We start from the raw sequence: 11,399 nt of genomic DNA, 5'->3' as shown, positions 1-11,399 counted from the left end.
TTTTACAACTCGCCTGTAATTGCAAGAGCTATTTGATCGGTTCGCCAATAAACTTTGGGATTATTTCTGCCATTAAATAAGACTGGTTCTAGTGAATACATTGCTCCAGGTTGAGTTTCTTGTAACATATAAGTTAAACTGTAAACAGATTTTTTATTATAATAAGCAATTCCAGCTGTATAACCTAAAAAGTTTACGTTAACAAATTGATCTGTTACGTTAGGATCGCCAGACCAATAATTTGTAAAGAATCCCAATCGAATTCCTAATGTTTCATAAAATACGGTTTCTGAACCAAACGCATAATCATACACTTTTTTAGTGTGATAAAAAGGATTTACAGCATTATTTTCTGAAGTATAAATAAAATCACTTGTAAAGGTTTGCCAATCAGTAGGCATCCAGGCTATTCCAAATCGAATAGTATAAGGTAACTGTTCAAAGGGCTTTGGAGTATGTTTTATTGTCGTTTGATTTATATATTGTTCATAAAAATCGCTGTAATCATTTCCATTGTTAATAGGATTAAACTCAGAGTCTGTTACAACTTGATTGTCTACATAAGTGCCTTCTGCATTTTGAGAGAGAATAAATTTATATTTACCCGATAAACCAAATGAAATATATTCTTTTGGCTTGTATAAAAATCCTAACCCAGCTTCAATTCCTCTAACATAAAAATTACTGGTATAATTCCATAATTCGTATTGATAAATTTGAGACCCTCCATAGGGATCGTCATATGGACCAGAAAGAATATTAGCGCCTTGAACTTCAGAATAGCGCATATCAAAAAAAGCAATAGATAATCCAAAACTAAACTTATCATGCGTGCGAATGGAAAATGCCATTGCGTATTCGTTTTCAGTTGAACTTACTTTTTGAACAAATCTTGTTTTTGTTAATCCATTTTTGCTACGTGATTCAACGACATTATCTATATTTACATAGTCCTTATTATAAATGGCAAAGGCAATATAAACAGGTAAATCAGTACCTAATCGAAACGAACCACCAAAATAACCAGAAAGTAAATCGGCATCGGTTAATGAAAAGCTTGTATTGTCATTTGCTAAATAACCATCTTGAGTAATGGTTGATGTATAGTAATTTGTTGTAGACACACTTAGTGCAGTATCTGCTGAAAATCCTATTCCCCCAGGGTTATAAAAAACACCAGCAGGACCTGTACCTATGCCTGTATAGGCTCCTCCCATTCCAGCTGGTTTTCCTCCCATAAGAAAACTCTGATTATGCCACCAATCGCCATAACTTTGGAAAGAAAATAGAGAAACAAAACTAAATAAAATTATCTTAATATTGTTATATAAGAATATTTTATTTTGTTTTTTTCTTAAATTTATTTTCATAATCCTTTTCTTTAAAAATTAATAATCTTTCTTTTATTTTCCTTTAAATAACTTTTCTAAAATATTTGTTGTTTCATCTAGGGTTTTACTTTGTTCTACTAATTTGAGCGAAGATTCTTCTGTTAATTGAACAATGCCTTTGCTATTTTGAGTTGATTTTTCAATTTCAACCATAGAATTTGAAATAAGTTTAATTCCAGTTTCTTGTTCTTTTGTTGCATCTGATATTTGTTCAATAACTGAGGTAACTGTAACAATATTTTCCGATATTGCTTTAAATACCTCATGAGCATCTAAAGTAACATTTTTGCCATCTATAACTCTGGCTTTTGTCGTGTCGATAATTGTGTTTACTTGAGTTTGACTCGATTGTAATAATAGTTGAATTTCATTTGCTGCTTTTCCACTTATTTTAGCTAAATTACCAACTTCTTCAGCAACAACGGCAAATCCTTTTCCGTGTTCTCCCGCTCGAGCGGATTCAATTGAGGCGTTTAAAGAAAGCAATTCTGTTTTTGCTACTATGTCATTGATAACCGCTGTTTTCGTATTGATTTGTGTTATAATGACTGCAATGTTTTGTAATTGAGTGCTCGACTCTTCAATTGTTTCCATTGCTTTTTCAAGGTGATTCATTATTTTTTCACCTTCTTTTGCTTTGTCTGAAGCATTTTTTGAAACAAGTAATGTGGAAGTTGCATTTTCTGCTGTTCTATTTATCATACTTGATATTTGGTCTATAGCAGCACTTGTTTTATGGACGGAGTTTGTTTGTAATTCAGTAGATTTAGAAAGATCATTTGAGCTTTGTTTTAAACTATTTCCTATTGTGCTTGTTGAATTGCTATGTGTTTTTAAATTGTCAATTTCTTTAATCATACTTTTAGTACTTTTTTTAACTAAGAGAATGATTGCCATAATTATAAATAAGGAAGAAACCATAATAAATAACATGCTTAAATTTGTTAAGTTTGTTAAATACTCTCCATTTTGGGTTGACTTAATAGACCCTTTGTAATTTAACTGGCTTATTTTCTCTAATAGATCTTGTGAATTTTGAAGAGGTTTGTCTAAATTAATTATTAAATAGTTATGAGCTTCTGCTATTCTATTAGATTTTATTAAGTCAACGAATTTTTGCCTGTTTTTTAAATAATTATTGAAGTTATCATTAAACTCATCGAATATCTTTTTTTCTTCAGCAAGTGTAATAAGTTTCTGATATTTATTTATAGACATTTGCATGCTAATTAATCTTTCATCTATAACTTGTAAGTTTTCCTCTATTTCTTTTTTAGATAATGGATACGATATAATTAATTCTCTTCTTCTTATTTGGGCTATCGTGTACTTCATATCCTGCGATGTGTCCACGCTTGGTAGCCAAAATAAAGCTGTTTCATTAGAATAATTTTGAGTTTTATTTATAACCATAATCGTATAAAATGAATTTAATAAAATAATTACCATTAATATCAAAATTGAAAAATATATTTTTTTTGCAAAACTAATATTTCTCACATTTTCACCGTAAACATAAAATTTTATATTTTGACAATAAATTTATTATTCTCTTTTATAGTTTAACAATTTATCTTTTATTTAAATGGCATATATTTTTCTATTGAATTTATATAATGACACTGTAAGCAAATATTACTTAGTATATTTAATTTTATTGAAGTATTTTAAGAAGCACCCTTAATTAGAATTTCAATTCCAGTTGCGGTAGAATCTAATTTTTCACTTTGTTCAACTAAATTTGTTGAAGATTCTTGAGTGCTTGTAACAGCAACTTGGCTTTTTTGTGTTGCTTTATCTATATTGGACATTGCAGATGATATTTGCCTAACGCCAATTTCTTGTTCACGGGTAGCATCCGATATTTGTTGGATAACACTTGCCATAGTTGAAATATCTTCAGAAATTTGATGGAAAGATTCCTGTGCTTCCGCTGTTACTTTTTTCCCTTCGTCTACACGCTCTTTTGTCAAGCCTAAAATTTTGTTAACTTGTTCTTGGCTTGAAGTAATGAGTGCTTGTATTTCTTGTGCCGATTTACCACTAATTTTGGCCAAATTTCCTACTTCTTCTGCAACCACAGCAAATCCTTTTCCGTATTCACCTGCTCTGGCCGATTCAATTGATGCATTTAAAGATAATAACTCTGTTTTTGAAACAATGTCATTAATAACTGCTGTTTTTGCATTAATTTGATTGATTATCTCAGCAATATTTTGAAGTTGATTGTTGGATTCTTGAATGGTTTCCATCGCATTTACGAGTCTTTCCATTGTCTTTTGTCCAGACTCTGTTTTTTGAGATGCTCCTGTCGCCACATTTGTCGATTCTTTTGCATTTTCTGCCGTTCTATTTACCATACTAGTAATTTCATTTATTGCGGCACTTGTTTCATGAATTGAAGCAGCTTGTTCCGTTACCGAATCCGATAAAATATGCGATCCATTTTTTAAGCTATTTGCAATTTCATTTGTAGAAACACTTTGATTTTTTAAATTATCAATAGCCGCATTAAGAGACTTTGTTGTATTCCTAATTAAATTAAAAATAAATAAGGCTATTAAAATAGAAGCGGCAATAATAGTCGTCATTGTCATTACAGTTAAACTAGTTAAACTTGCGCCTTTTTCTGTAGAAGCCACCCCGTTATTGTAATTATATGTCGCAAGTTTTTGAACAGCTTCTTCTAATTCTGCAGCTGCTTTTCTAGCTTTAGTTAATATTAATTTTATGGCTTCTTCTTTTTGTCCTTTTTTATTTATTTCAATGGCTTCACGGCTTGCATTGTCGTAGGTTTTCCATTTTTGAATGATATCATCTAACAAAACTTTTTCTTCAGGACCACTTAAAAGTTTTTTATGATTTTCAATATATTCGTCAATATTTTTCGCATATTTGTCTAATGCTTTAATGTCTTCGGCAAGGCCTTTTTTATTTTCTTCTTCATTTGTGTTAATTAGAGAAGTTGATAATAATCCTAATATACGTCTTGCGTATTTACCAACTCCTTCACTCATTTTGCTTGTGGATAAAACGCTTGGCATCCAGCTTTTTCCCGTTTCTTGTGCAAAGGATTGTGTTTTATTTATCATGTAAATTGTATAAAGACCTGAAAAAATAATTAAAGAAAGTAAAATTATTATGGATACATTTAATTTAAATGATAGGCTCTTTTTTTTCATAAACTTTCCTTAACTAAAGTAGTTGTTTATTTAGCTACTCCAGTAATTAAAATTTCTACATCTTTTGTTGTTTTGTCTAGCAAATCACTTTCTTTAACAAGTATTTTTGCAGACTCAGAAGATGTATTCACTGCTGCTTGGCTGTTTTGCGTAGCTCTGTCAATATTTGTCATTGCCGTTGCAATTTGCCTTACACCAATTTCCTGTTCCCTTGTAGCATCGGAAATTTGTAAAATAACCGAAGACATATTTGAAATATCTTCCGATATTTTTAAAAAAGACTCTTGAGCTTCGGCTGTTACCTTTTTTCCTTCATCTACTCTTTCTTTCGTGAGTCCTAGTATGGTGTTTACTTGTTCTTGGCTTGAAGTAATTAATTCTTGAATTTCATTAGCCGATTTACCGCTAATTTTAGCAAGATTTCCAACTTCCTCGGCAACGACGGCAAATCCTTTTCCATATTCACCCGCGCGCGCCGATTCAATAGAAGCATTTAAAGATAAAAGTTCTGTTTTAGAAACAATGTCATTAATAACTGCCGTTTTAGAATTAATTTGGTTAATAATAACTGCAATATTTTGAAGTTGTGAGTTGGATTCTTGAATAGTTTCCATTGCAGAAACAAGTTTTGTCATAGTAACTTGTCCTTCTTCTGCTTTTTCAGACGCTCCTTTTGCGACTTCAGTCGACTCTTTTGCATTTTCTGCTGTTCTATTCACCATACTTGTAATTTCATTTATTGCTGCTGTGGTTTCATGAACAGAAGCTGCTTGTTCTGAAACTGAATTAGATAATGTCTGGGAGTCATTTTTTAAATTAGTTGCAATTTCATGTGTAGTCACGGATTGTTCTTTTAAATTAGATACAGATTTTTTAATAGATTTGGTGGTTTTACTGATAATTTGAATTATAATAAAAGATAAAATTACAGAAAAAATAATAATAGAAATCATAACTATATTTGTTAAGCTTGTAAAATATTCTCCATTTTTAGTAGAATTAATAGCACCGAGTGAATTTAATTTACTTAATTTTATAAGACTATCATTTACTTTTAAAAAAATAAGTAATGTCTTATTTATATATTGCTCATAAGCTTCTTTTGAATTTTTAGTTTCAGCAATCTTTAAATCGGATTGAATGCTTTCATTATTTTCTTTCCAATTTTGAATAAGTTCTTCTAAAATTGCTTTTTCTTCATTATTAGCAACTAATCCTTTGTAACTTTCTAGCTTTTCATTGAAGTCTTTAATGAATTCATTTAATTTATTTCTATCTTCGCCAATTTGTTCTGTGGATTTATTTGTTGCATAATCACCTATAATTAAAACATGTCTTCTTGAAATATTACCAAAATTATCGGACATTCTTGAAATTGCTTTTACACTTGGAAGCCAATTTGTACCAGTTATTTGTGCGTATTCTTGTGATTTATTGATCATAATAATCGCATAAATTCCGGCAATTAAAATTAAAATTAATAATATGCTAGTGGAAAAGTTTAATTTTAATGCGAGACTTTTTGATTTCATAAATAAAGCCTTATTCAGTTGAACCCATAATCAATATACTAACATCATGTGCTGTTTTATCTAATTTATCACTTTGCTCTACTAAATTAGAGGAAGACTCTGCTGTAGAATTTACAGCTGCTTGACTGTTTTGTGTTGCTTTATCAATAGATGAAACAGCTGCTGAAATTTGTCTAACACCAATTTCTTGTTCCTTTGTAGCTTCAAAAATTTGTTGAATTACTCCAGACATTTTAATAATATCTTCTGAAATTTTTATGAATGAATCTTGTGCTTCTGCTGTTACTTTTTTACCACCTTCTACACGTTCTTTTGTTAGCTCAAGTATTTTGTTTACTTGTTCTTGGCTTGTGGTAATTAATTCTTGAATTTCGTTAGCAGATTTACCACTTATTTTTGCAAGATTTCCAACTTCTTCTGCAACGACAGCAAAACCTTTCCCATATTCTCCTGCCCGTGCCGATTCAATAGATGCATTTAATGACAATAATTCAGTCTTTGAAACAATATCATTAATCACAGCTGTTTTTGTGTTAATTTGATTAATAATACCAGCGATATTTTGCAACTGAACATTGGATTCTTGTATTGTTTCCATTGCTTTTACAAGCTTGTTCATTGTATTTTGACCTATTTCAGATTTTTCTGAGGCACTTTTTGCAACATCAGTAGATTCACGAGCATTTTCAGCTGTTCTGTTCACCATACTTGTAATTTCATTTATAGCAGCACTTGTTTCATGAATAGAAGATGCTTGTTCTGATACAGAACTTGCTAATAGTTTAGAACTAGCTTTTAAATTATTTGCAATTTTATTTGTTTCAACACTTTGTTTCTTTAAATTATGTATTGCTTTTTCAATTAATTTTGTTGATGAAATAATTATTTTAAAAATTAAAATTCCAATAATGATTGAAACTAAAATTGTAATAGTCATAGTAATATTTGTTAAATAAGTTAAATAGGCACCTTGTTTAGTAGATTCAAGGCCGCCATTGTAATTAAAATCGCTTAGTTCTATCAATGACTCACGTAATTTTAATACAAGTGGTAATGTTTTTTCACGATATAAAGTAAATGCAGCTAAACCACTTCCACTTTCTGCTATTGTTTGAACTTCTTTCATTTGAGCTTGAAGAATATTCCAATTTTCCAAACATTTGTCATAAAATACTTTTTCTGCAGGTCCACTCACAAGTGGGCTATAAGCTTTTAAATGTTCATCAAATGATTTAATATAGTTACTTAATGATTCAGCACTTTTTGTTTTTGTTTCTTTAGGTTGGTCATAAAACCAGTCTAATGTGTAAGTAATTAGTCTTCTTGGTGCCATAGTTAGATCTCTATTTAACTCACCAACAGAAACAATACTAGGTAACCAATTTTTTCCTGTATCTTCAGCATAAAAGTGAGTTTTATTGATCATAAACATAGAGTAAAAAGAAACACCAATGATTAAAATTAAAAGTGTTAGCGTAGATGCATTTAATTTAAAATCGAGACTTCTTGAACTCATAAAATAAGGACTCCAGTTTACAGATCTTTCTAATAAACTAGTCACCTATCGGAATTGAATAAACTTTCTTAATAAAGTCATTTTTTTAACTACTCTGTAGTTACCATAATTAAAAAATTTCCTACTCATTTTAACAAATCATTTATATAATTATCAAATTAGGAACATTATTGAAGGTATCTTGGTTTTGAACATTTTGCATTTGAAAAGTATTTAAGTTATGAACTGAAATGCTTTTCGTATTTATTTTTAGGAGACACTCTTCATGCCATATAGTATTTCAAATCCTTTAACATTATTAAAAGATGATGAATCTTTATTTTACAACTCGGTTTTAGATTTTGCTAAAAAGGAAATCGCTCCTCTTGTTTCCCAAATGGATGAATCCGAAACCCTAAATGCTTCTTTAATTTCTAAAATATTTGATATGGGACTTATGGCAATTGAAGTTCCTGAAAAATACGGGGGTTCAGGCGGTTCTTTTTTCCAAGCAATACTTGCTATAGAGGCTCTTGCACAAGTCGATCCTAGTATAAGTGTATTTGTTGACGTACAAAACACGTTAATCGCAAATGCACTAATAAAATGGGCTCCAGAAAATATCAAAGCAAAATACTTTCCTCAAATGGCTAAAAATAGAGTTAGTAGTTATTGTTTGACTGAAGCAAATAGTGGTTCCGATGCTTTTGCATTAAAAACTTCAGCTGTTGATAAAGGAACACACTATGAGTTAAATGGAAAAAAAATATTTATAACAAATGCAAAAGAAGCAAGTTTATTTTTGGTTTTTGCAAATATCAATCCCGATTTGGGCTATAAAGGAATAACTGCTTTTTTTGTAGATAAAGAATTAGGAGGTGTTTCTTTAGGCCGTAAAGAAAGTAAACTTGGGATAAGAGCAAGTAGTACTTGTGAAGTTATTTTTGAAAATGTAAAAGTACCTAAAGAAAACGTAATTGGCGAAGTTGGAAAAGGTTACAAAATTGCAATTGAAACTTTAAATGAAGGGCGTATCGGAATTGCGGCTCAAATGTTGGGTTTAGCAGAAGGAGCTCTTGCTGCTGCTGTAAATTATGCAAAACAGAGAGAACAGTTTGGAAAGCCAATTGCTCAATTTCAGGGCGTTCAATTTCAAATTGCAGATATGGCAATACGTATTGAAGCATCTAAACTTATGGTTTACAATGCAGCTCGACTTAAGGATGCAAATTTGAACTTTGTAAAAGAAGCGGCAATGGCAAAGAGATTTACCAGTGAAGTAGCTGAATTTGTAGCAAGTACGGCTCTTGAAATTTTTGGCGGATATGGTTTTGTGAAAGATTTTCCCGCAGAAAAGTTTTATCGTGATGCGAAGATTGGCAAAATTTACGAAGGGACAACAAACATGCAGTTGCAAACTATCGCAAAGATGATACTAGATTAATCGTGTTGTTCTTTAGCTTTTATTGGAGTGATTCGATCAATGAAATTAAAATCTGTATTTTCAAATATAAGTAAAATCGTTCTTTCCTCTCTTTTTGTTACACAAGTTTTTGCTCAAGCAGCTCCACAGCAAGTTCCTGCGGGAGCTGCTGCTGCGGGAGCTCCACAAGGAGCACCAGCTTGGATTAATTTTGCTTTAATGGGTGGAATTATTCTTTTTATGTGGCTATTTGTTTTTCGCCCACAATCAAAAAGAGCAAAAGAGCAAAAAGAATTTTTAAATTCTTTAACTCCAGGTGTTGAAGTAATTACGGCTGGTGGCATTATTGGGACAGTTACTGAAGTAAAAGAAAACATAGTTTCCTTAAATGTTGGCAATTCAACCATTCGTGTTGTGAAGTCTTCCATTTCGGGAAGGCTAGATACTTCCTCTTCTATTCCTGCTACAAAGTAAAATTGGTTTTGCTTCTTTTACGTAAAGATAAAACCGCCCGCTCAATTAAGGGCGGGCGGTTTTGTCTTATAGGTTTTAAAATTGATACCCATTAGGTGAATTTATGCAAGACAAAATGCCAATGCCACCCGTTTGGTGGATAAAAAGTATAATCATTCTTTGTGCTCTTATTTTTGGAGTTTTATATACTCTACCTACTTTTTTTGGAAATCCATCAGAGTGGCAAAGAGATGCGAATGGGGTTCCAGTAAAATGGCATGAACGCATTGCTGAAAATATTCTTCCTTCTTCTCGAGTGAATTTAGGTCTCGACTTAAAGGGCGGACTTTCATTAACTTTAAATGTTGAAGTTGAAAAAGCAGTTCAAGACTCCATTATTCGTGCAATTACAAGAGCAAAAGAAACTATTTTAAATGAAGGAATTAAAACAGGATCTTTTAAAGTTAATGAAGATTTATCGGCTACTGTTGAAATAGAAAATTTAGCTCAAGTACAAGCTTTTCAAAAAAGAATTAATGAGCAAACTCTGTTACTCTTATATGAAAAAACAATAGGTAACACTCTTTATTTTAGAGCAAATAAAACTTATGTTGCCGATTTTGAAAAACAATTAATGCAACAGGCAATTAATACCATTCGTAATCGTATTGATCAATTTGGCGTTTCAGAACCAAATATTTTTCAGGCAGGAAATACACGTATTGTTGTTGAATTACCTGGAATGTCAGACACGCAAAGAGCAAAACAGCTTCTCGGTAACACAGCGCAACTTGATTTTAGATTGGTTTTAAATTCCATTACTCAAGAACAGCTTCCTGTCTTATTATCTGAAGCTAGAAAATCTTTAAAAATTTCTGAGGAAGATACTTTACCTACAACTATCGAAACTTTATCTCAATGGTTGCGTGATAATAATAAACTTCCAAAAAATGCGACAATTATTTTAAAAAGAATTTATGGACAAGGCGCACAAGCAGGGAAAGTTATTTCTAATTTTCCATATTTAGTTGAATCACATGCTAAATTAACAGGTGATTTAATTGAAGATGCACAATCTGTTCAAACTGCAGAAAATTATATTCCACAATATTCTGTTTCTTTAAAGTTTAAACCACAAGGTGCAAAACTTTTTGGTGAAATTACAACTCAAGCAGCGGATTCTAAAAATGCTCCTCATGAAGTCGCTATTATTTTAGATGGAAATCTTCAAAGTGCTCCTTATGTAAAAGCACCTATTACAGGTGGAAATGCTTCTATTACAATGGGTAGTGGGATTAATATGGCTGAGCAAATGAAACAAGCTCAAGATCTCGCTTTAGTTTTACGTGCAGGTGCCTTGCCCGCTTCTGTTAAAGTTGTTGAAGAAAGACAAATAGGCCCTACAGAAGGCGCACAAAATATTCATGCTGGTGTGATTTCTACAATAGTTGCAGCAATCCTTGTTGTTGTTGTGATGTTGTTTATTTATGGTTTATCTGGCCTTGTTGCAAATGTGGCAATGGTATTTAATGTTTTATTAATTTTAGCATTTATGGCTTTATTTGGTGCTACACTAACTCTTCCTGGCATTGCTGGTATTGTTTTAACAATGGCAATTGCGGTTGATGGAAATGTTGTCATTAATGAACGTATTCGTGAAGAAATTCGATCCGGTTTTAATCAAAAGCAGGCTTTTTATAAAGGCTATACAACAAGTTTTAGAACATTAATTGATGCGCATATTACCTCTGCTGTCGCAGGCATTGTTCTTATGATTTATGGAAATCCAACGGTAAAGGGATTTGCTGTTACCTTACTCTGCGGTATCGTTTGTACTTTGTTTACTTCATACTACGTAACAGAAGTAATTGGACAATGGTTAGTTGAAAGAACAAAAATTAAAAGGTTTGGCTAAAGAGGAAA

General features: G+C 31.5%; 8 protein-coding genes. 3 read left to right on the top strand and 5 right to left on the bottom strand.

All coding sequences use genetic code 11. The annotated features are described in order from the left end of the window. Nucleotides 1–2: 2 nt before the first annotated feature. The 5 genes from GCL60_RS04530 to GCL60_RS04510 all read right to left on the bottom strand — a co-directional run bounded on the left by GCL60_RS04530 (nt 3) and on the right by GCL60_RS04510 (nt 7,621). Nucleotides 3–1,370, bottom strand: coding sequence for a hypothetical protein (locus GCL60_RS04530; RefSeq protein ID WP_153418697.1), 1,368 nt, complete (start codon nt 1,368–1,370; stop codon nt 3–5). A 33-nt stretch (nt 1,371–1,403) separates the two neighbouring features. Beyond that, on the bottom strand, nt 1,404–2,891 hold the full coding sequence (locus GCL60_RS04525) for a methyl-accepting chemotaxis protein (protein ID WP_153418696.1): 1,488 nt from the start codon (nt 2,889–2,891) through the stop codon (nt 1,404–1,406). Nucleotides 2,892–3,058: 167 nt separating this feature from the next. Next, nucleotides 3,059–4,573: a HAMP domain-containing methyl-accepting chemotaxis protein gene (locus tag GCL60_RS04520; RefSeq protein WP_153418695.1), complete on the bottom strand. Its 1,515-nt coding sequence runs from the start codon at nt 4,571–4,573 to the stop codon at nt 3,059–3,061. 26 nt (nt 4,574–4,599) lie between these two features. Next, the gene (locus GCL60_RS04515) at nt 4,600–6,105 is read right to left on the bottom strand and encodes a HAMP domain-containing methyl-accepting chemotaxis protein (protein ID WP_153418694.1); all 1,506 of its coding nucleotides are present in this window, start codon (nt 6,103–6,105) and stop codon (nt 4,600–4,602) included. Nucleotides 6,106–6,115: 10 nt separating this feature from the next. Further along, nucleotides 6,116–7,621, bottom strand: a complete 1,506-nt coding sequence (locus GCL60_RS04510) for a HAMP domain-containing methyl-accepting chemotaxis protein (protein WP_153418693.1) — start codon at nt 7,619–7,621, stop codon at nt 6,116–6,118. A gap of 265 nt (nt 7,622–7,886) precedes the next feature. Between GCL60_RS04510 and GCL60_RS04505 the strand changes: the two genes are divergently transcribed. From GCL60_RS04505 to secD, 3 genes are all read left to right on the top strand, one after another. Further along, entirely contained in the window at nt 7,887–9,044 is a 1,158-nt protein-coding gene (locus GCL60_RS04505) for an acyl-CoA dehydrogenase family protein (protein WP_153418692.1), read from the top strand. 39 nt (nt 9,045–9,083) lie between these two features. Continuing rightward, a complete protein-coding gene (gene yajC / locus GCL60_RS04500) occupies nt 9,084–9,497 on the top strand; it encodes a preprotein translocase subunit YajC (protein ID WP_153418691.1) in 414 nt (137 codons plus the stop codon). 103 nt (nt 9,498–9,600) lie between these two features. Next, nucleotides 9,601–11,391: a protein translocase subunit SecD gene (gene secD / locus GCL60_RS04495; protein ID WP_153418690.1), complete on the top strand. Its 1,791-nt coding sequence runs from the start codon at nt 9,601–9,603 to the stop codon at nt 11,389–11,391. Nucleotides 11,392–11,399: the final 8 nt, after the last annotated feature.

This window comes from Silvanigrella paludirubra (assembly GCF_009208775.1).
Lineage (GTDB): Bacteria > Bdellovibrionota_B > Oligoflexia > Silvanigrellales > Silvanigrellaceae > Silvanigrella > Silvanigrella paludirubra.
The sequence above is the reverse complement of the archived record's forward strand: the minus strand, read 5'-3'. Positions and strand labels throughout refer to the sequence as shown.